General features: G+C 60.9%; 19 protein-coding genes and 2 tRNA genes. 7 read left to right on the top strand and 14 right to left on the bottom strand.

All coding sequences use genetic code 11. The annotated features are described in order from the left end of the window. Positions 1 to 10: 10 nt before the first annotated feature. The 3 genes from lon to VQ071_RS11050 all read right to left on the bottom strand — a co-directional run bounded on the left by lon (position 11) and on the right by VQ071_RS11050 (position 5,006). Positions 11 to 2,434 carry an endopeptidase La gene (gene lon / locus VQ071_RS11060; RefSeq protein WP_340514059.1) on the bottom strand — a complete coding sequence of 808 codons (2,424 nt, stop codon included), beginning with the start codon at positions 2,432 to 2,434 and terminating at the stop codon, positions 11 to 13. Between the two features lie 258 nt (positions 2,435 to 2,692). After that, the gene (gene lonB, locus VQ071_RS11055; protein ID WP_340514058.1) at positions 2,693 to 4,480 is read right to left on the bottom strand and encodes an ATP-dependent protease LonB; all 1,788 of its coding nucleotides are present in this window, start codon (positions 4,478 to 4,480) and stop codon (positions 2,693 to 2,695) included. A gap of 148 nt (positions 4,481 to 4,628) precedes the next feature. Beyond that, positions 4,629 to 5,006, bottom strand: coding sequence for a four-helix bundle copper-binding protein (locus VQ071_RS11050; RefSeq protein ID WP_340514057.1), 378 nt, complete (start codon positions 5,004 to 5,006; stop codon positions 4,629 to 4,631). A gap of 346 nt (positions 5,007 to 5,352) precedes the next feature. Here VQ071_RS11050 and VQ071_RS11045 point away from each other — a divergent pair, with 346 nt between their 5' ends. Beyond that, positions 5,353 to 5,985: a hypothetical protein gene (locus tag VQ071_RS11045; RefSeq protein ID WP_340514056.1), complete on the top strand. Its 633-nt coding sequence runs from the start codon at positions 5,353 to 5,355 to the stop codon at positions 5,983 to 5,985. 51 nt (positions 5,986 to 6,036) lie between these two features. Here the strand turns inward: VQ071_RS11045 and VQ071_RS11040 are convergent, their stop codons facing one another. The 6 genes from VQ071_RS11040 to VQ071_RS11015 all read right to left on the bottom strand — a co-directional run bounded on the left by VQ071_RS11040 (position 6,037) and on the right by VQ071_RS11015 (position 12,211). Then, the gene (locus VQ071_RS11040; protein WP_340514055.1) at positions 6,037 to 6,588 is read right to left on the bottom strand and encodes a PCYCGC motif-containing (lipo)protein; all 552 of its coding nucleotides are present in this window, start codon (positions 6,586 to 6,588) and stop codon (positions 6,037 to 6,039) included. Next, positions 6,585 to 7,742, bottom strand: a complete 1,158-nt coding sequence (ispG, locus tag VQ071_RS11035) for a flavodoxin-dependent (E)-4-hydroxy-3-methylbut-2-enyl-diphosphate synthase (RefSeq protein ID WP_340514054.1) — start codon at positions 7,740 to 7,742, stop codon at positions 6,585 to 6,587. The genes VQ071_RS11040 and ispG overlap by 4 nt, the downstream gene beginning before the upstream one ends. 92 nt (positions 7,743 to 7,834) lie before the next feature. Beyond that, entirely contained in the window at positions 7,835 to 9,091 is a 1,257-nt protein-coding gene (gene clpX / locus VQ071_RS11030; RefSeq protein ID WP_340514053.1) for an ATP-dependent protease ATP-binding subunit ClpX, read from the bottom strand. An 11-nt stretch (positions 9,092 to 9,102) separates the two neighbouring features. Further along, positions 9,103 to 9,693: an ATP-dependent Clp endopeptidase proteolytic subunit ClpP gene (clpP, locus tag VQ071_RS11025; RefSeq protein WP_271752810.1), complete on the bottom strand. Its 591-nt coding sequence runs from the start codon at positions 9,691 to 9,693 to the stop codon at positions 9,103 to 9,105. 193 nt (positions 9,694 to 9,886) lie between these two features. Beyond that, positions 9,887 to 11,176 carry a trigger factor gene (tig, locus tag VQ071_RS11020; RefSeq protein ID WP_340514052.1) on the bottom strand — a complete coding sequence of 430 codons (1,290 nt, stop codon included), beginning with the start codon at positions 11,174 to 11,176 and terminating at the stop codon, positions 9,887 to 9,889. Positions 11,177 to 11,284: 108 nt separating this feature from the next. Then, positions 11,285 to 12,211 (bottom strand): HEAT repeat domain-containing protein, encoded by a 927-nt coding sequence (locus VQ071_RS11015; protein WP_340514051.1) that lies wholly within the window; start codon positions 12,209 to 12,211, stop codon positions 11,285 to 11,287. A gap of 145 nt (positions 12,212 to 12,356) precedes the next feature. On the opposite strand from VQ071_RS11015, the gene VQ071_RS11010 reads away from it, so the two are divergent. The 4 genes from VQ071_RS11010 to VQ071_RS10995 all read left to right on the top strand — a co-directional run bounded on the left by VQ071_RS11010 (position 12,357) and on the right by VQ071_RS10995 (position 14,074). Continuing rightward, a tRNA-Gly gene (locus tag VQ071_RS11010) sits at positions 12,357 to 12,430 on the top strand. Positions 12,431 to 12,743: 313 nt separating this feature from the next. Next, the gene (locus tag VQ071_RS11005; protein WP_340514050.1) at positions 12,744 to 13,163 is read left to right on the top strand and encodes a hypothetical protein; all 420 of its coding nucleotides are present in this window, start codon (positions 12,744 to 12,746) and stop codon (positions 13,161 to 13,163) included. Between the two features lie 195 nt (positions 13,164 to 13,358). Then, a complete protein-coding gene (locus VQ071_RS11000; protein WP_340514049.1) occupies positions 13,359 to 13,943 on the top strand; it encodes a GNAT family N-acetyltransferase in 585 nt (194 codons plus the stop codon). Between the two features lie 57 nt (positions 13,944 to 14,000). Then, positions 14,001 to 14,074 (top strand) — tRNA-Arg (locus VQ071_RS10995). Between the two features lie 207 nt (positions 14,075 to 14,281). On the opposite strand, the gene VQ071_RS10990 is transcribed toward VQ071_RS10995, so the two are convergent. After that, positions 14,282 to 14,872 (bottom strand): thymidine kinase, encoded by a 591-nt coding sequence (locus VQ071_RS10990; protein WP_340514048.1) that lies wholly within the window; start codon positions 14,870 to 14,872, stop codon positions 14,282 to 14,284. 132 nt (positions 14,873 to 15,004) lie between these two features. Here VQ071_RS10990 and VQ071_RS10985 point away from each other — a divergent pair, with 132 nt between their 5' ends. After that, entirely contained in the window at positions 15,005 to 15,433 is a 429-nt protein-coding gene (locus tag VQ071_RS10985; RefSeq protein ID WP_340514047.1) for an EamA family transporter, read from the top strand. Between the two features lie 60 nt (positions 15,434 to 15,493). Here VQ071_RS10985 and VQ071_RS10980 read toward each other — a convergent pair whose 3' ends face one another. The 3 genes from VQ071_RS10980 to VQ071_RS10970 form a co-directional block, all read right to left on the bottom strand. Further along, positions 15,494 to 16,420 (bottom strand): DUF4850 domain-containing protein, encoded by a 927-nt coding sequence (locus tag VQ071_RS10980; protein ID WP_340514046.1) that lies wholly within the window; start codon positions 16,418 to 16,420, stop codon positions 15,494 to 15,496. Between the two features lie 79 nt (positions 16,421 to 16,499). Then, entirely contained in the window at positions 16,500 to 16,634 is a 135-nt protein-coding gene (locus VQ071_RS10975; protein WP_340514045.1) for a hypothetical protein, read from the bottom strand. Between the two features lie 36 nt (positions 16,635 to 16,670). Further along, on the bottom strand, positions 16,671 to 17,009 hold the full coding sequence (locus tag VQ071_RS10970; RefSeq protein WP_340514044.1) for a hypothetical protein: 339 nt from the start codon (positions 17,007 to 17,009) through the stop codon (positions 16,671 to 16,673). Between the two features lie 145 nt (positions 17,010 to 17,154). Between VQ071_RS10970 and asnB the strand changes: the two genes are divergently transcribed. Next, positions 17,155 to 19,008 (top strand): asparagine synthase (glutamine-hydrolyzing), encoded by a 1,854-nt coding sequence (gene asnB, locus VQ071_RS10965; protein WP_340514043.1) that lies wholly within the window; start codon positions 17,155 to 17,157, stop codon positions 19,006 to 19,008. 78 nt (positions 19,009 to 19,086) lie between these two features. Here asnB and VQ071_RS10960 read toward each other — a convergent pair whose 3' ends face one another. Then, positions 19,087 to 20,862, bottom strand: a complete 1,776-nt coding sequence (locus VQ071_RS10960) for a cache domain-containing sensor histidine kinase (RefSeq protein WP_340514042.1) — start codon at positions 20,860 to 20,862, stop codon at positions 19,087 to 19,089. Positions 20,863 to 20,866: the final 4 nt, after the last annotated feature.

The following is a 20,866-nucleotide window of genomic DNA, read 5'->3' as shown; positions in this document are numbered from 1 at the left end:
TACACTCCCGTCAATGCGTCCCCATCGGGGGAAGCTCTTCCCTGCCGCGCTCCGGCGGCAGCGCTACTTCGGCCGAGAGCGGCTCGCCCTCGCCGGGCAGGTCGCTCAGCTTGGTAGCCATCGCGTGTTCGAGCACTTCGTCCATATGCGCGACCGGAATGAAGGTCATCTCGGTGCGCACGCTGTCCGGGATGTCGCGCAGGTCGCGTTCGTTATCCTTGGGCAGCAGCACCGTCTTGATGCCGGCGCGGTGCGCGGCGAGCGACTTTTCCTTGAGCCCGCCGATCGGCAGCACCCTTCCGCGCAGCGTGATCTCGCCCGTCATGGCCACCTCGCGGTTGACCGGACGGTTCGTCAGCGCCGAGATCAAGGCTGTCGCGATCGTAATCCCCGCCGACGGACCGTCCTTCGGAATCGCGCCTTCGGGAATATGGATGTGAATATCGTTCTTCTCGTGGAACTGCGGATCGATGCCGAGCGCGATCGAGCGGCTGCGCGTATAGCTGAACGCGGCCTGCGCCGATTCCTTCATGACGTCGCCGAGCTTGCCGGTCAGCGTCAGCTTGCCCGAGCCTGGCATCACCGTCACCTCGATGACGAGCGTATCGCCGCCGACCTCCGTCCAGGCGAGACCCGTGACGGCGCCGATCTGATCCTCGAGCTCGGCCAAGCCGTAGCGGAACTTGGACGGGCCGAGGAATTCCTTGAGCTTGGCGGCGTCTACGACGACGGGCGCGGAGGCGGGATCGCCCACGATGATCTTCGCCGACTTGCGGCAGATCGCGGCGAGCTGCTGCTCCAGGTTGCGCACGCCGGATTCGCGCGTATAGCCCCGCACGAGCTGCATCAGCACATCCTCGTCGATCTGAAGCTGATCCTCCTCCAGGCCGTGATCGCGCTTTTGCTTGGGCAGCAGGTGGCGCGTCGCGATCTCGAGCTTCTCCAGCTCCGTGTAGCCCGGAATGTAGAGCACCTCCATCCGGTCGAGCAGCGGACGCGGGATCTGATGGGCGACGTTCGCCGTCGTCACGAACATGACGTTGGACAGGTCGAACGGCGTCTCGATATAGTGGTCGCTGAACGTGGCGTTCTGCTCCGGATCGAGCACCTCGAGCATCGCGGACGACGGATCGCCGCGGAAGTCGCTCGCCATCTTGTCGATCTCGTCAAGCAGGAACACCGGATTCATCGAACCGGCGGTGCGCATGCCCTGGATGATGCGGCCCGGCATCGCGCCGACGTAGGTGCGGCGATGGCCGCGGATCTCGGCCTCGTCGCGGACGCCGCCGAGCGAGATGCGCACGAACTCGCGGCCCAGCGATGCGGCGATCGAGCGCCCGAGCGACGTCTTGCCGACGCCCGGAGGTCCGACGAGGCAGAGGATCGGCCCCTTGAGCTTCTTGACGAGCTGCTGCACGGCCAGATACTCGAGCACGCGCTCCTTGGGCTTCTCGAGGCCGGAGTGGGCTTCCTCCAGAATCTGTTCGGCCTTGGACAGGTCGAGATGATCTTCGGTAAAGGTGTTCCAGGGGAGCGCCAGCAGCCACTCGATATAGTTGCGGATGACCGCGCCCTCGGCCGAAGAGGCCGGCATCTTCTCCAGGCGATCGATTTCCTTTTCGACCTTGTCGGCGATCTTCTCGGGAAGCTTCTTCTCCTCGAGCTGTCCGCGCAGCTCCTCAACCTCGCCCGCACGGCCTTCCTTCTCGCCGAGCTCCTTCTGGATCGCCTTCATCTGCTCGCGCAGATAGTATTCCTTTTGCGTCTTCTCCATTTGCTTCTTGACGCGCTGGCTGATCTTGCGTTCGAGCTCGAGCACCTCGCGCTCGTTGTTCAGGAAGTCGAGCAGCTTCTCCAGGCGGCTGCGCACCTCGACCGTCTCGAGAATCTCCTGCTTGTCCTTGATCTTGAGCGACAGATGGCTGGTGATGACGTCCGCCAGGCGGCCAGGCTCGTCGATGTCGGACACGGCGGCGAGCGTCTCGGGCGTGACCTTCTTGGATAAATTGATATAGTGCTCGAACTGGCTGAGTACCGCGCGCATGAGCGCATCCAGTTCGGAATCGTTCGAATCGGGCTCCGGGAGCTCCCGGGCGACGACTTCGTAGAAGCCGTCATTGGGCAAATACTGCTCGATCTCCGCGCGGACGACACCCTCGACCAGCACGCGGATCGTGCCGTTCGGCAGCTTCAGCATCTGCCTGACCTTGGCGATCGTGCCGACGCGATAAATATCCTCCTGCGTCGGTTCTTCGATATTGATCTCGGATTGCGAGCAGAGCAGAATCATGTGATCGTCGATCATGCATTGCTCGAGCGCCTTGATCGACTTCTCGCGGCCTACGTCCAGATGCAGTACCATGCTGGGGTAGACGAGCAGCCCGCGTAGCGGCAGCAAAGGCAGTGAACGGCTCTTCGTCTTGTTCGAAGCCATAAGGACGGCACCTCCTCAAGCCTAGCCGCAAGCGGCGTGGCCCGGTATGGTTAGGGCAGCCATTGCGTTGCTCACATTTCGGCGAACCCTTCAGTTATTGTATCATTAGTCATAGCCCGCCGCAAAAAACGGCCGCGGCAGTTCGTCCAGATCCTGGTTCGGTCAGGCATGCTGCACCTGTCGCACAGGTCGTACGGACGTCGTTCACGACAAAGCGCCGCCCCCAAGGACGGCGCTGAATCTGACCGACATCGGAAGTCAGACGCCGGCTCCGGGAGCCTGGCGTCCATCGCCGTGCAGCTGGGGACGCGCGCTGTCGGGCGCACCTGCAGGCGCCGGCGATCCTGCGTGCAGGATGGACAGCGGGGGCGCGGCATACGCCTCCGCGGACGGCTGTCTGTCCGCCGTCTCGGCATCGCCCGGCAGCTTGAGCGGGGCTTCGCCGAACACATGCATGAACACCTCCTCCACCGTCTCGACGGGTACGACCTTGACGCCCTCGAGCCCTTCGAAGATGATCTGCCAGTTTTCCTTCGGGATCAGCACCGTATTCGCGCCGGATTGGAAGGCGGCTTCGACCTTGGCGAGCACGCCGCCAACAGGCTTCACGCGCCCGTGGATGCTGATCTCGCCGGTCAGCGCAAGCTTGTTGTCGACCGGCTGCTCCGTGATGGCCGAGGCGATGGCCACCGCCATGGCGATGCCGGCGGACGGTCCGTCGATCGGCGTGCCGCCGGGGAAGTTGATGTGAAGATCGTAGTTCTCTGGCCGGAGTCCGAACAGACGCAGCACGGTCAGCACGTTTTCGACGGAGCCCTTGGCCATGCTCTTGCGGCGCAGCGTGCGCTGCCCGCCGCCGATCTCCTCCTCCTCGACGACACCGGTGATCGTGAAGCATCCTTTGCCGGGCAGCGCCCGGATGGCCGTCACCTCGATCTCGAGCAGCGCGCCCATGCTCGGGCCGAACACGGCAAGACCGTTGACGAGACCGACCTGAGGCCTGTCCGGCACCTTGCGGTCCGGGCGCGGCGGCAGCTGGCTGCTGTTCACGACCCACTCCAGATCGGAAGCGGCGATGCGCTGCCGGTTCTCGGAGAGCGCGAGTCCCGCCGCCAGCTGGATCATGTTCACGGCCTCGCGGCCGTTGGTGGCGTAGCGCTTGACGACCTCTATCGCTTCGGGATCGCCCGGCAAGCCGAGCTTCGCGATCGCGTTCTGCGCGATCTCCCCGATCTCGGCCGGCAGCAGCGGCCTGAAGTAGATCTCCATGCAGCGGCTCCGCAGCGCGGGCGGCAGTTCGCTCGGCGACCGGGTCGTCGCGCCGACGAGGCGGAAGTCCGCAGGCAGCCCGTTCTGGAATATATCATGAATATAGAGCGGAATATTCGGATCTTCCGCATGATAGTAGGCGCTCTCGAGATAAACCTTGCGGTCCTCCAGCACCTTGAGCAGCTTATTGATCTGGATCGGATGCAGCTCCCCGATCTCGTCGATGAACAGGATGCCGCCATGCGCCTTGGTGACCGCACCGGGCTTCGGCTGCGGAATACCCGCGACACCCATCGCGCCGGCGCCTTGATAGATCGGATCGTGCACCGAGCCGATCAGCGGATCGGCGATGCCGCGCTCGTCGAAGCGGGCGGTCGTGGCGTCGATCTCCGTGAACTTCGCCTCCAGACGGAACGGCGATGCCGGATTTTTCTTCGCTTCCTCCAGCACGACGCGCGCGGCGGCCGTCTTGCCGACGCCGGGCGGCCCGTACACGATGACATGCTGCGGATTGCCGCTGCACAGCGCGGCCTTCATGGCGCGCAGCCCTTCCCGCTGTCCGACGATGTCGCCCATCGAAGCCGGGCGCGTCTTCTCCGACAGCGGCTTGGTCAGCGATACGGACCGCAGCTTGCGCAGCTTATCCATCTCTTTGCGCGATTCCCGGTCGACCGCGGATTTATTCGTTTTCTGATTGCGGAGCAGATTCCAAAAGTAAATCCCGATTACGACGGCAAAAAAAACTTGAACGAGCATCAAAACGGTGCCCAGTGCCATAAACCTCATCCTCTCCTTGCGTCATGGATATCCATGTCTACTTCACCGGCAAACGCGCAGCATAATTTTTAGTATTGCCCGTTTGCAGCCGGATATAGTCATGCGAGGATGAGGTTGGCAGCTGGCGATTGCGGCTCGCGTCCGGTTGTTAGACGCCGGCGTGCGCACCTTGCGCCGCGCTCATGCCGTGAGCCATCTGCATGCACGCCTCCGCGCAATTAAAGCAAGCCTCCGCACAGCGCCGGCAGTGATCGTGCTCGTGCTTCGCGCACTGCTCGCCGCATCGCTGGCAAGCTTCGGCGCACAGCAAGCATAGTTCGCCCTGATAGCTGCTGCGAATCGTCATCGCCTGCGCCGTGAACGCACACAAGTCCGCACATTCGCGATCGAGACGGATGCAGTCGCGCATCATTGCAATATCCTTTTCTCTCAGACAAGCGTCATAGCACTCGTTGCACGCCATCGCGCACGCCAAGCATGCTTTGATGCAGACTTGCATTTGCTCGTCCAGCGTTACGTTCGCCATCTCGCATTCCTCCCTCTGTCAGGTAGGCGCTTGTGCGCACGCCTCCCCTTCTTTACCCGGGAGCGCCGGCATCTACACCTTGGTGTGGGGGTGATCCAACTACGTGTTGAGGTGACGGCTGGCGGAGTGCTGTCGTTGGGAAGCACATCGGCGCGTGCGGGAGACTTCGGTGGGTAATTGCTGTCAATGGAAAGTAGATCGGTGGCGTTGGCGCGGCACAACTGCGTGAATACGTCGAGCTTACGTGATGTGGGGGCTAAGATACACGATAGTATCGCACAATGGCGGCATAATCGCGGCTGAGCGGGCGAGATACACGGTAGAATCGTGCAACGGTGGCATAATCGTGGACGAGTGGGCGAGATACACGGTAGAATCGTGCAACGGTGGCATAATCGCGGACGACAGGGCGAGATACACGGTAGAATCGTGCAACGGCGGCATAATCGCGGACGAGCGGACGAGATACACGGCAGAATCGTGCAACGGCGGCAAAATCGCGGACGAGTGGGCGAGATACACGGCAGAATCGTGCAACGGCGGTAAAATCGCGGCTGAGCGGACGAGGTACACGGTAGAATCGTGCAACGGCGGCAAAATCGTGGACGAGCGGGCGAGATACACGATAGAATCGTGCGACAGCGGCAAAATCGTGGACGTGTGGGCGAGATACACGGCAGAATCGTGCAACGGCGGCAAAATCGCGGCTGAGCGGACGAGGTACACGGCAGAATCGTGCAACGGCGGCAAAATCGTGGACGAGCGGGCGAGATACACGATAGAATCGTGCGACAGCGGCAAAATCGTGGACGACAGGGCGAGATACACGGTAGAATCGTGCAACGGCGACAAAATCGCGGACGTGTGGGCGAGATCCACGGTAGAATCGTGCAACGGCGGTAAAATCGCGGCTGAGCGGGCGAGATACACGGCAGAATCGTGCAACGGCGGCAGAATCGCGGACGAGCGGGGTTCATAACAGCATGAAAAAAGCCCTCCCGTATGGAAGGGCTCTGCCGAGCATGTGAATTCAAGCTTGCGGAAGCGGCGTATCCGTCGGGTCTGCGTATCCGCCCGCGCCGTAAGTCGCATCGACCCACTGGCGGATTTGCAGATCGCTCATGCCTTCGGATTTTTTCTGGGCGGATTGCAACGCGATCTGCTGGCAGACGCCGCAGGTCGTGCCATGATCGTCCCAGATGACGCTGCCGTCCTCGCGGACGCCGGCGATGAAGCACGCCAGATTGCTCTTGTGGCCCGCGCTCTGACCGCAGCCGCAGTAGCAAGGGATGTATTGCAGCGTATCCTGGAGCTTGGAGGCCGCGATGTAGGCCAGCTTCACCTGGTCAGCCTCCTCGTCGAGGAAGCCGGGCAGCGCGTCGACGGATGCCGTCTCCTCGCGGAGGTCGCCATTGGGCGCATTCGTCGTATGCCCTGCATGCGAATCGCCGCTCGTCGCGTGCCCTGCATGCGCGGCGACCGAGCCGTCGGCATCCGAAGCGCTCCCGCCTTGACGGGTGCAGGCGGCCAGCACCAGCAGCAGCGCGCCTGCCATCAGCAGCCAGAAAAGCTTGGCTCTCATAGGGTGCCGGAGCCTGCGCCCACGCCTGCATCCGCTCCGGAGCTAGGCTTCGGCGCATGCTGCTTACGGCCGGGAATCTCGCCCGTCTCGCTATAGACGGCCGCGATATGATCAATCTCTTTTTTCAGCTCGCCGACAAGCTCGGCCTCCGGCACCTTGCGGATCATCTCGCCATAGCGGAACAGCATGCCTTCGCCGCGCGCGCCCGCGATACCGATATCCGCCTCGCGCGCTTCGCCCGGCCCGTTGACCGCGCAGCCGAGCACGGACACCTTGATCGGCACCTTCAGCTTGGACAAGTATTCTTCGACCTCGTTGGCGACGGCGAACAGATCGATGTCGAGCCGCCCGCATGTCGGACAAGAGATCAGCGTAGGCGCATCGGTAATCAGGCCGAACGTCTTCAGCAGCTCGCGCGCGACCTTGATCTCCTCGACCGGATCGGCGCTGAGCGAGATGCGCATCGTGTTGCCGATGCCCGCGTTCAGCAGCACGCCGAGTCCCGCAGCGCTCTTGACCGTGCCGGAGAACAGCGTGCCCGCCTCGGTGATGCCCAGGTGCAGCGGATACTTGATGACCTGCGCAGCCTTCGTGTAGGCTTCGATGGCCATCGGCACGTCGGATGCCTTGAGAGAGACGATAATATCGTGGAAGTCCAGCTCTTCGAGAATGCCGATATGGAACAGAGCGCTCTCTACCATCGCATCGGCAGTCGGATAACCGTACTTCTCGAGCAGATGGTTCTCCAGCGAACCGGCGTTGACGCCGATCCGGATCGGGATTCCTTTGTCCTTGCACGCCTTGACGACCGCCTCGACCTTCTCCCGGCGACCGATGTTGCCCGGGTTGATCCGGACCTTGTCGATGCCGTTCTCGATCGCGAGCAGCGCCAGCCGGTAATCAAAGTGAATGTCGGCGACGAGCGGGATGCTGATCTGTCGCTTGATCTCCTTGATCGCCGCAGCCGCTTCCTTGTTGTTCACCGTCACGCGCACGATCTGACAGCCGGCTTCCTCGAGACGCTTGATCTCGGCTACCGTCGCGGCCACGTCGGCCGTCTTCGTCGTGCACATACTCTGCAGGATGACCTGATTGTTGCCGCCGATCGTCAGATTGCCCACGCGGACCGGCACTGTATCCGTACGCAAGTACATAGTTCCCATTCTCCCTATATGGCATAAGACCACCCCGCCTCCGCACGACGAACGCGAGGGGGCGGGGTGGAACTTAAGCGGAATAAAGGCGCTTAGGCGCTCTCTTCTTTTTTCTTGGCCTTCTTGTTCGACAGCTCGGGCGCGATCTTGTCGCGCACGACCTTCTCGGTGATGACGCAGGAATTGACGTCGTCACGGGACGGCACTTCGTACATCACCTCGAGCATGATGCCCTCGATGATGGCGCGCAGACCGCGGGCGCCCGTGTTGCGCTTGATCGCTTCGCGCGCAATCTCCTCGAGCGCGCCTTGCTCGAACTCGAGCTTGACGTTGTCCATCTCGAGCAGCTTCTGGTACTGCTTGACGAGCGCATTCTTCGGTTCGGACAAAATGCGCACGAGCGCAGCCTCGTCGAGCGGCTCGAGCGAGGAGATGACCGGCAGACGGCCGACGAACTCGGGGATCAGGCCGAACTTCAGCAGGTCCTCGGGCTGCACGAGCGACAGATATTCGCCCGGCTTGAGTTCCTTCTGGCCTTCGAGCGCGGCGCTGAAGCCGATGACCTTCTTGCCGATCCGGCGCTTGATGATCTGTTCAAGACCGTCGAATGCGCCGCCGCACAGGAACAGAATGTTCGTCGTATCGATCTGGATGAACTCCTGGTGCGGATGCTTGCGGCCGCCCTGCGGAGGTACGGATGCGACCGTACCTTCGAGAATCTTCAGCAGCGCCTGCTGCACACCCTCGCCCGAGACGTCGCGGGTGATCGACGGGTTCTCGGATTTGCGCGCCACCTTGTCGATCTCATCGATGTAGATGATGCCGCGCTCTGCCTTTTCAACGTCATAGTCGGCAGCCTGGATCAGCTTGAGCAGGATATTCTCGACGTCCTCGCCCACATAGCCCGCTTCCGTCAAGGAAGTGGCGTCGGCGATCGCGAACGGCACGTTCAGAATCTTGGCCATCGTCTGCGCCAGCAGCGTCTTGCCCGAACCCGTCGGACCCACGAGCATGATGTTGCTCTTCTGCAGCTCGACGTCCTCGATCTTGCTCTGGGAGTTGATGCGCTTGTAGTGATTGTAGACGGCGACGGAGAGCGACTTCTTCGCTTGCTCCTGGCCGATGACATACTGGTCGAGAATGTTGCGGATCTCGATCGGCTTCGGAATATCCTTCAGATCAAGCTCTTCCTCGTGGCCGAGCTCCTCCTCTACGATCTCCGTGCACAGCTCGATACACTCGTCGCATATATAGACGCCCGGTCCGGCTACCAGCTTGCGAACCTGATCCTGCGACTTGCCGCAGAAGGAACACTTCAGCTGGCCCTTCTCGTCGTTAAACTTAAACATGGAATCACTCCTTATACGTTGGTCGGAGAAGAGATGACCTTGTCGATCAGCCCATAGGCTTGCGCCTCGTCGGCGCTCATGAAGTTGTCGCGGTCGGTGTCCCGCTCGATCTTCTCATATGGCTGGCCGGTCCGTTCTACGTAGATCTTGTTCAGCTTCTCCTTGGTTTTGACGATCCAATCAGCATGAATCTTGATATCGGAAGCCTGCCCGCGCACGCCGCCGAGCGGCTGGTGAATCATAATCTCGCTGTTCGGAAGCGCGAAGCGCTTGCCCGGCGCACCGGCCGTCAGCAGCAGGGAACCCATGCTCGCGGCCATGCCGACGCAGATCGTGCTCACGGGAGGCTTGATATACTGCATCGTATCGTAAATACCCATGCCGGCCGTCACCGAACCGCCGGGGGAATTAATGTAAAGATGGATGTCCTTCTCCGGGTCTTCAGCGGCAAGGAACAACAGTTGGGCCATGATGAGATTGGCGACATCGTCATCAATCGCACTGCCTAGAAATATGATTCTGTCCTTCAGCAACCGCGAGTAGATGTCATAAGACCGCTCTCCACGGTTGGTCTGTTCAACGACCATAGGGACCAATGCCATACGCGCCAACCTCTTTTCTGAAATGGACTTCAGCTTTGTCGGTAATATTCTAACATGTTCATACCCGAATGTCATGTCGGCGAACAAAGGGCGCCTCCGGCGCTTATGTAGGGTTAAAAATGAGGCACGTGACGATCACGTGCCCCATCTATATATGCCTGTCCTCCCCCGGGTCGGGGAACGGAATCGGCGATTATGCGGTCTTGCTGTTCTCCACCAGGAACTTGACGGCCTTGCGAACCTTGAGGTCCGCGTTCAGCGTGTCGATGTAGCCGTTGGAGCCGAAGATGGTGCGAAGCTCGTCAGCGGAGCGGTTGTACATCTTGGACAGATTGTCCAGCTCCTCGGACAGCTCCTCTTCGGAGATCTCCAGGTTCTCGGCGTTCGCGATCGCCTCGAGCACGAGATTGTTGCGGACACGCTTCTCGGCGTCGGCGCGCATCTGATCTCTCAGCGCGGATTCGTCCTGGCCGCTGAACTGGTAGTACAGCTCCAGCGTCATGCCTTGCATGCGAAGACGGCTCTCGAAGTCCTTCAGCATGCTGTCGACTTCGGTGTCGATCATCGCGGACGGAATCTCCAGCTCGGCGCCTTCGGCGGCCTTGTCGATAAGGGCGTTTTCCTTAGCGGCCTCGGCTTCCTTTTCCTTGCGCTCCTTCAGCTTACTCGACAGGTCGGCTTTGTATTCGTCGAACGTGTCGAACTCGCTGACGTCCTTCGCGAATTCGTCGTCCAGCGCCGGCAGGCTCTTGCGCTTGATCTCATGCAGCTTGACCTTGAAGACGACTTCCTTGCCGGCCAGGTTCTCGGCTTGATAGTTCTCCGGGAACGTGACGTTGATGTCCTTGTCCTCGGCGATGTTCAGGCCGACGACTTGCTCCTCGAAGCCCGGGATGAAGGAGCCGGAGCCCAGTTCGAGCGAATAGCGCTCGCCCTTGCCGCCTTCGAACGGCTCGCCGTCGAGGAAGCCTTCGAAATCGATGATCGTCGTGTCGCCGTTCTGCGCAGGGCCTTCGTCGACGACGACCAGCTCGGCATGGCGGTTCTGCAGACGCTCGAGCTCTGCCGCGATCTCTTCTTCCTTCACTTCGGAATCGGCGGCAGGCGCCTCAAGGCCCTTGTACTCGCCCAGCTGGACTTCGGGCTTCACGGTTACCTTGGCCTTGAACTTGAACGCTTGTCCCTTGCCGAACTGCTCAACATCCACTTCGGGACGGTCGACCGGCACGATGCCCGTCTGCTCGACGGCTTCGCCGTAAGCGCCCGGCAGCAGAATATCGATCGCATCCTGATACAGGCTCTCGATGCCGAAGCGGGATTCGAAAATCACGCGCGGTACTTTGCCCTTGCGGAAGCCGGGGACGTTTACCTTTTGAATGACTTTCTTAAACGCTTTGTCCAGTGCTTCGGCTACTTGAGCCTCGTCGATCTCAACTTCCAGAACGCCGACGTTCTTCTCTATTTTTTCCCATTTTGCTTGCATAATATTCAATCCCTCCGAAGACGTCTTGCCGCCATACGCGGCCGATTGACATAAACCATTCTATTATAGACTAATCCGGACCGGGAATTCAAGGCAAAAACACGCCTCTCACACCCTGTCCGCCCCGTAGTTCCGAAGCCAGCGAAGCGCCTGCTCGTAACGGAACCTCAACTCTCCCGTAATGCCGTATTGCTCGCGCGTCGACTCTTCGCCGGTTTGGCCATGGAGTTTTTCCAGCAAATACTGATGCAGAGCCGCCGCCCACAGGTCGGTAGCGCCGTCGTCCGCCTCCATCATCCACTTGAACACATTGGAGCCGTACGCCGCCTGCACGCACTCGCGCCACATCTCGTCCGCAAAGTAGGACAGCGCGGGATCCGACACCTCGGCCATCCGGCTCAGCCGCTCGAGCACCTCCAGCACGGCCGGCGGAAACTCCTCGAACGATAGCGGCGTCGCATCGATCTCCAATAACAGCTCCTCGCCGTCCCGCAGCACGGCCGCCGTATCCGTCGCCCCGAATCTGCGGAGCGTCTGCAGGGCGCGGAACTGTACGAGCGGATGACGCTCGCGCTCGGACAGCCACCGCCGCAGCGCGGCTTCGACTTCCGGACCGGGCAGATAAGCCAGCTGGCCGAGCGCCAGCAGCTGCTGCTCCGGGTCTTCGTCGCCGTCAAGAATCGAGATCAGGCGCCCGGCGTATTCCGGATCTTCGGCCGCCCGGTCGACGACCCGCTGCCTGAGCGCCGCCTCGACGTCGTCGTCGCCATCGTCTTCGTCAGCGCTGTTGTGCTCAGCCCCGAACGTCTGCGAGTTGTCCGCGAGCGCCTCCGGAAAAGCCGCCTCCAGCCATCCGAGCAGCGCCTGCCATTCGGTATGATAGCGTTCCGCTTCGCCGCCGCATTGCAGTAGGAAACCGAGCAGCCCCTTGGCTTCGCCGTAGCGCTCCGTCTCGAGCATCCGCGTCAATTGTATCTGATAGTAGTCCAAGGTCTTGGGGAACAAGACCAGATTGTCCTGCGTGAAGTCCGACACGCCGCGAACCCCTTCCTAACTCACTCTCTTGCCGCCCGCCGTACGCATCCCGGCCGATTCACCGAATTATATCATGAAGGCGGCTTAAATAAAAAAGCGGCGCGTTGCTTAAACCTGCCGAGCTGTGCTATTATACTACTGCTACGCGGGTGTAGTTCAATGGTAGAACGCCAGCTTCCCAAGCTTGAGGCGAGGGTTCGATTCCCTTCACCCGCTCCATGCGCATACGAATTCGAGGCCTTGCTTAGCAAGGCTTTTTCTGTTTTTATACGGCTATATTAAAATCACTACGTATCGACGATCCCGCTGCGCCGGGATACTGAATCGGCTCGGGAAGCTCCATACTGTTCGACGCCGCGTTGAATCAGGGGCAGGGAGGCACGGTCTCCAATACAGCCCTGCTTCGAATCTCTAAAGGCGCGACGCTTGAATCGTCGGAAGAGTGCGACTGCGTCGCGACCGTGACACTCGAGATCGATGCGAAGGCCGCGGCTTTGAATATTTTCCATCCCATCCGCTCGACGTCGTTTTCATGCTGGATGTCACTTCGAGCATGATATCCGGCGGCAGCACGAAGTTCGTGCAGGCCAAGCGGGCGATCGTGTCGACGATCAATCAGATGTGGGCCGTCAACCGCGATACGACCGTTACGATCATACCGTATGCTCGAACGGCATTTCAGCCGAATGCAAACGGGACAGGGCTATCGTACGACTATCCGGGCTCGCTGTTCACATGGAGGCGAAGCTCGGGTCTGCCGGGCTACTATATCGGACAAATTCTCGGTTACCGCAATCAGTCCAACGTCAGCGCCACCGCGCTCGAGACGTTCGAAGCCCAGACCGTGCCCCGTGCCGCCAGCGCACAGCTCGGTTTGTACAATTATTATAACTACTACAAGGTCCGATACAGCGATAGCATCCGCTGCGATCAGAGTAATTCCCGAAGATGAGGAATAAATAGGAGCTTCTTGATTGTTCAGGCATTTTACTTCAGTATTAAGTATAGATCAGGCGGGAAACATAAAATTCCCAGGCTTGAGACGAGGATTCGATTCCCCTCATCCGCTCTACCTATAGCGATCCGGGAGCCTCTGTATCCGCAGAGGCTTTTTTATTTCTGCGAAAAGTATAAGGGGGAAATGGAGATGCATATCAGACAGTCAGGCAGCGGGGACGCCGAGGCCGTATCGCGGCTCGTGCTGCTGGCGATCGGCGATATCGCCTGGCGGCTCACGGGCGGACGGACCGAAGAGGCGGTGCTCGCGGGACTCGCCGAGTACTATCGCAATCCCGGCAACCGATTCAGCGCCGAGCGCCATGCACTGCTCGCGGACGGAGACAACGAAGTGGCTGGCACGATTCTGTGCTACGGCGGGGGTGAGGCCGAGGCATTGTACGCGCCCGTCGCGCAGAAGCTGAGTGGCGCCGGCATTCACGGCGTCGTGCAGGAACGCGAGGCAGACACGGACGAGTATTACATCGACGCGCTGGCCGTGTTCCCGGCTTATCGCGGTCGCGGCTGCGCCAAGACGCTAATCGGCCACGCGGAGGCGGAGGCCGCTCGCCGGGGATATGGCAGGATCGGGCTGAACGTCGATGTCGACAAGGACCAAGCGTACGCCTTGTACGCGAGATTAGGCTTCGAGGAAGATAAGCGCATCGAAATCAACGGTCATCCGTTCAGGCATATGAGCAAGATGCTGGTGCTGCAGCCAACCGACGATTCGTAAAAATTTAAATTTGCTCTTGAGCGATGCTCCCCTTCTGTGGTAATATAATCAAGCTGTGTCCCAATAGCTCAGCTGGATAGAGCACACGCCTTCTAAGCGTGCGGTCGGGGGTTCGAATCCCTCTTGGGACGCATCTTATCGCGAATTTAACTATGATTGCTTAAAGACCGCATGTCCTTTGAAGAGGACACGCGGTCTTTTTTCGTACGCTCACCCATCGGCCGCTTCATCTATCTCTGGCAGTCCGCGCCCTGCCGGATTGATCCGCGCTCCACGCAAAAATCCCTCCGCGCTTCCCGATGGGAAACGCCGGAGGGCCGAATGCAGGCGGCGGGCGCTCAGAGCCCGCCCTGAAACGTCTTGCGGTAGCATCTGCGGCATACAGGCTTGTAATCGTCGTTGCCGCCGATCATAATCTGGTCGCCTTCGTTGACCGGGACGCCGTTCACCGAGCGGACGACCATCGTCGCCTTGCGGTCGCAGTGCCAGCAGATCGTCTTGATCTCTTCGATCTTGTCGGCATTGACGAGCAGGTTGTAGCTGCCTTCGAACAGCTCGTTGCGAAAATCGTTCTTGAGGCCGAACGCCATGACCGGGATGTCCAGCTCGTCGACGATGTAGGTGAGCTCCAGCACCTGCCGCTTGCTCAGGAATTGCGCCTCGTCCACAAGCACACAGTATATGCGCGGGCCGTCGCCGCTCTGCTCCTGCCGGACGCGCTCGAACAGATCGGTATCGCCGTGCACCGGAATCGCCGGACGGGTCATGCCCGTGCGCGAGCCGACGAGGTTTTCTCCGATGCGGGTATCGATGGCCGGCGTGAACAGCAGCACGCGTTTGCCCTGCTCCTCGTAGTTGTGGGCGACCTTGATGATTTCGATCGACTTGCCGCTGTTCATTGTGCCATACTTAAAGTACAAATGTGCCAAAGCCGTCTGCCTCCATGCTGCCGGAACATATCCGTTCATGCTGTTTTATGATCCATTATAACACCGATAGCCTGCGGTTGTGACGGCGATGTCCCAGTGTGCGAAGGTACCTGGAAAGGAGTTATTATCAATATGGGCTTGTGGCTCATCTACGCATTGCTCTCGGCCTTGGCCGCCGCACTGGTCGCGATATTCGGCAAGATCGGACTGCAAAACATCGACTCGAACGCCGCGACTGCGATGCGCTCCGTCATCATGGCGGTATTCATGCTCGGCGTCGTCGTCGTGCAGGGCAAATGGGCCGAGCTCGGTACGGTCTGGGGGCACAAAAAAGCGCTCTCGTTCGTCGCACTGAGCGGCGTAGCCGGAGCGGTATCCTGGATGTTCTATTTTCTCGCGCTCAAATACGGCAAGGTCGCGCAGGTCGGTCCGGTGGACAAGCTGAGCGTCGTCATCGCGGCGCTGCTGGCTTTCCTGTTCCTCGGCGAGAAAATCACGCTGCTGAACGGCATCGGCATCGGACTCATCACCGTCGGCGTCATTCTGACCGCGCTGAAGTAAGCCGCATGAACGCGAAGACGCCGGCGGGCGGCATAAGCCGCTCCCGGCGTCTCTTCATTATTATTTGTCCGCATACATCCACTCGTAATAAGCGATCATCGTCTCGGCGAGCGCGCGCCCATCCTGCGCGTATCCTGTCCTCGCGGTGCGGAACAAGGCGCCTCCCTCGTGCTCCTCGTACGCCGCGCCCAGCACGCCGTAGCCATCCGCCGCAGGTTCGTGCGACTGCTCGAACTCGATCATCCGCTCGCCGATGTCGCGCGTCTTCAGGTAGTCCATCGGCCGATCGGGCGTGAAGCCCTGCTCCTCAGCCCACTTCGCCAGATCCGGGAAGTAAGCCCCGATATTGGCGATCGCGCATCCCTGGCAGCCGCCTGCCGTATCGATCGTATCGAGGAACTGTCCGGCGTCGGACGGATGCTCCGCATGCATGCCGAACGAGCCGTTCGCGCCGACGCTGCCACGGACGCTCCATCCCTTCGGCGCCAGCATCATGAACCCGCGATCTTCATATCCGAGATTCATCCAGAATAGCGCCAGCTCCCCTGCCTGATCGGCAGGCACGACGACCGCTTGCGCAGCAAGCTCCGCCGCAGGGAGCAACGAGGGCGGACCGCCGCCCATATCCACGCCGTAATCCGTCGGGACGCCGATCAAGGGCAGCGTCACCTCCGCCCCGTCCGCACCCGCGAACGTGACCGTGCGCGCGGCTCCCTGCTCTGCCGCCGGCAAGGCCGGCGGCGATGCCGAAGCCTGCCCCGCCTCCGGAGCTTGCCCGGCGCTCTCCTGCCCCGGCGAGCCTGCAGCGGCCGTCGGACTCGCGCCTTCATCAGGCAGCAGCACCATGGATGCCGACCAAGCGCTGTCCACAGCCGTACGGGCATCTTCCTTCGCGCCGCAGGCCGACAGCCAGACCGGCGCCATGACGAGCAGCGCGGCGATCCCTATCCGCCGCGCTGTCCGATTGCCTCTCCACATCAATCCCATGCCGAATGCTCCCTTATTTTCCTATGATGGAAAATAAGACGAAAAGCATGGACGCCAAGTTGCACTCACCAGTCCTGATTCAACGATTGTGCGGCGTCGCAGGCGCGTTCTGCGCCGGATGGTTGCCTTCCGTAGACTTGATGACCGCCTCGGCGAATTCCTCTCCGCGCTCGGCATAGCTGTTCCCTTTGTTTTTCTTGCGTTTGCCCGACATTCGTTTTCCCCTCCTTCCGATACGGCTAACCCCTCTTTACAAATGTCGCTCGAGCGCCTCGCGCACTTCGCCGATCGCGGCGATCTGCCTGCCGAACACATGCCTGTCCTCACCCGCAGCATGATCCGGTCCGCTGAACATCAGCTCCGTGACGTCTGCGACAGCCGTGAAGGCGCCGCCCTCAGCGGCGTCGGCGGCCGGATCGGCATCCTCGCGCATGATGCGCACGAGCTGCAATCTGCCGTCCTCCTCTTTGCGGAAGTACGCGAGGAGCCGGGAGGCCCTGGGGTGATCGGTCAGCACCTCCACCTCGCCGTACAGCTGCGCGCCTCTTGCCAGCACTCTGCGAAAGGCGGCGTTCCTCACCGTCAACATGGCCGCATCCAACTCCTTTCGGGCGCCGTCCTTATTTTCCGCAAGGACAGACATTTTACTCGAAAATCCGCATACACATCCTTTGATTGGTTCTGCCCCATTCGCAGGCAGCCAGGCACATACAACGGGGAGGTTGCGATTAGCCATGTGCGGAATAACAGGCTGGATCGATTGGAATCGGGACTTGACGCAGCAGGCCGACGTGCTCGAGCGCATGACGGAGACGCTGGAGCTGCGCGGCCCCGATGCCTCTGGCACGTGGCTGTCCCGGCACTGCGCGTTCGGACACCGCCGCTTGTCCGTCATGGACCCGGAGAACGGCGCGCAGCCGATGGTGCGTCCGTCCAAGGAAGCGGAGGACCACGATTGCGTCCTCGTCTATAACGGAGAATTATACAATGCGCCCGAGCTCAAGCGGGAGCTGCAGGCGCTAGGCTACGTGTTCAAGACGAACTGCGATACCGAGGTGCTGCTGCAAGCATACGTGGAGTGGGGACCGGCATGCGTGGACCGGCTCAACGGCATCTTCGCGTTCGCCGTCTGGCATTCGCTCGAGCAGCGGCTGTTCATGGCGCGCGACAGACTCGGCGTCAAGCCGCTGTTCTACCGGCTGGAGGCGGGCCGGCTGCTGTTCGGCTCGGAGCCCAAGGCGATCCTGGCGCATCCGGACGTCGCGCCGGAGATCGACGGCGAAGGGCTCGCCGAGCTGTTCGTGCTCGGTCCGGCGCGGACGCCCGGTCACGGCGTCTGGCGCGGCATGTCCGAGCTGAAGCCCGGCCAGACGCTCTCCTACGACCGTGACGGCGCGCGCATACGGACGTACTGGCAGCTTGAGAGCCGGGAGCACGAAGACGACGAAGCCGCCACCGCTGCCCGCATCGGCGAGCTGCTGGCCGATACGCTCGAGCGCCAGCTCGCCTCCGACGTGCCCGTCTGTACGCTGCTGTCGGGCGGCCTCGACTCGAGCGCGCTGACCGCGCTGGCCGTCGCTTATTACGACCGCACGGGCCAGGGCAACGTCGATACGTACTCGGTCGACTATGTCGACAACGACAAGCACTTCAAGGCGCACGACTTCCAGCCCAACGCGGACGCGCCGTGGATCGCGCGTATGGTGGAGCATCTGCGGACGAACCATCATCCGATTCAGTTCGATACGCCCGAGCTCGCAGACGCGCTGGAGACTGCGGTGAGAGCCAAGGACTATCCCGGCATGGCCGACATCGACGCCTCCCTGTACTTGTTCTGCCGCGAGATCAAGAAGGGCGCGACCGTCGCCGTATCCGGCGAAGCCGCCGACGAAGTGTTCGGCGGCTACCCTTGGTTCCACCGCAAGGAAGCGCTCGAAGCCGGCACCTTCCCGTGGTCGCTGTCCGTCGAACTGCGCGAGAGCATCCTGTCGCCGGAGCTGCTGTCGGCGATCCGTCCGCAGCAATATGTGACCGACCGGTACGCCCAGGCCGTCGCTGAGGTGCCTGCGCTGCCTGGAGAGGACGAGAGCCAGCAGCTGATGCGCCGCATGTCCTACCTGAACATCACCCGCTTCATGCCGACGCTGCTCGACCGCAAGGACCGGATGAGCATGGCCGCCGGTCTCGAGGTGCGCGTGCCCTATTGCGATCATCGGCTCGTCGATTACGTATTCAACGTGCCGTGGCGCATCAAGCAGGCGGGCGACCGGGAGAAGGGCATTCTGCGCAAATCGCTCGAGGGCGTCCTGCCGCACGACGTGCTCTACCGCAAGAAGAGCCCTTATCCGAAAACGCACAACCCGAACTACCTCGCCGCCGTCAAGAACCGCCTGCTGGAGCGGCTCGACGATGCGTCGTCCCCGCTGCTGCAGCTGATCGACAGGCACAAAGTCCGGCAAATCGCCGAAACGGCGGACGCGAGCACCAACCTGCCCTGGTTCGGCCAGCTCATGAGCGGTCCGCAGCTGTTTGCCTATCTGCTGCAGGTCGACTACTGGCTCCGCGCATACAAGGTCCGCATCGTATAACCGTATTAAGCAGCGAGAGCAGGCCGCATCTCCGCGCTGGAGGTGCGGCCTGCTCTGGCGCAGTCATCCGAATCCGGGTCAGGCTTCCCGGCCGCCGGCGCCGCGGGTCGCCGGGAATACGATGCGGATCGTCGCGCCGATGCCCGGCCGGCTGCCGATCGAGACGCCGAACGCCTGGCCGTAATGCAGCTTGATGCGCTGATCGACATTGCGTACGCCGTAGCCGGCCTTCGACGTATCGTCCGCGGCGAATATCCGCCTGATCGTGTCGGCCCTGAAGCCGACGCCGTCGTCGATGATCCGGAACACCAGATTGCCCTGCTCGAGACGGCCGGTCAGCCGGATCGTGATCCGGTCTCCGCGCCATCCGTGCTCGAGGACGTTCTCGATGAACGGCTGCAGCGTGAGCTTGATCATGGAATACGGGGCGATCGCAGGGTCGATATCGTACAGGACGTCCATCAGCTCGCCGTTTTTGATTTTCTGAATATCGACATAGGCGCGCGCCTGCTCGAGCTCCTGCCAGACCGGGATGAAGTACTTGCCGTCGGAGAGCGACAGCCTGTAGAACGTCGCCAGATCGAGCACCATGCGGTGCAGCTTGTCCACCTCGCCGAACTTGGCCAGCCTGCTGATGGACGAGAGCGTATTATATAGGAAGTGCGGGTTGATCTGCGCCTGCAGCGAGACCAGCTCCGCCTCTTTTTTTTGCACATCCTTGACGTACACTTCCCGGATCAGGCTCCCGATGTTGTGTCCCATCTCGTTGAGCGCGCTCCCGATCTGCGTGAATTCGTCGTTGCCCTTGAAGTTGATGCGCTTGTGGAAGTCCCCCTCCTGGAACGCATCCGCGACGGAGACGATCTTCTGAACGCGTCTCGAAAAGTATCTGGACACGAAGATGGCGGCGAGCGCAAACGTAACGAAGCTGACCAGGCAGACAAAAATCGTAAGCCGGTGAACCTTGGCCGAGTTTTTCTCGATGATCGAATTGCTCACCAGCGCCTTGATCGTCCAGCCCGTATCGCCCGGGAAGGGATGCTCGATCAGCAAATGCTTGTCCAGCGGCGCAGGGTCCAGACGATCGCCTTCCTTCAGCGCCGTTTGCCCGGACAGACTGATGATGCGATCGCTCTCGTTGGTAATATACAAGGTTGAGCCGTTGCCGATCTTGCGGTAGTCCAGGCTCTGCAATATGTCGGACAGATGGATGCTGATCCGCAAAAAAGCGATCTCGCTGGGCTCGTAGCGGCTGTAATTCAAAATTCTCCTCAGAAACGAAATGCGGTGGTGCGCGATATCGTCCTCGATCTGCATCCATTGATGCGTCTCTCCGAAGCGCTCCTCCGGATAGTTCCAGTACCACGCCTTGTCCTCGATGCGCCCGATGTGATAAATATCGAACAGCCGCTTGTTGGACAGGAGCGGATCGAGCCCGCCGTAGTCGTTGTAGATCTCCTTGAATCTGTCGTTGTGAAGGTACAGGGAGATCCACACCTTGTTGCCCGTCGCGTTCAGCATCGTCTCGAGCCTCGGGATGATGTAGCTGCGCGTATTCTGGTAGGTGATGAAGCCTTCGTCGTAGTTGTACAAAATATCGGCCAGCGCATTGTCGAGATACAGCATATCCGAGATGCGCCGGATGTCTCCCAGCTGATAGGCGATATTGTCGCTCATCTGCCGAAGCGTGCCCTGGATCGCGGTGCGGGTCTGCTCCCTGACCGAGCCGACGAAGATCGAATTGGCCGCATAGCCGACGAGGAGAACCGGGATCATGATGAACGCCGCGTAGGACAGCATCAGCTTGTAGCCGAACGGGATATACGATTTGCCAGTAGACAGAGACGCGTTCAAGTTG

The sequence above is a fragment of the Cohnella sp. 56 genome (assembly GCF_037963805.1).
GTDB lineage: Bacteria > Bacillota > Bacilli > Paenibacillales > Paenibacillaceae > Cohnella.
The sequence above is the reverse complement of the archived record's forward strand: the minus strand, read 5'-3'. Positions and strand labels throughout refer to the sequence as shown.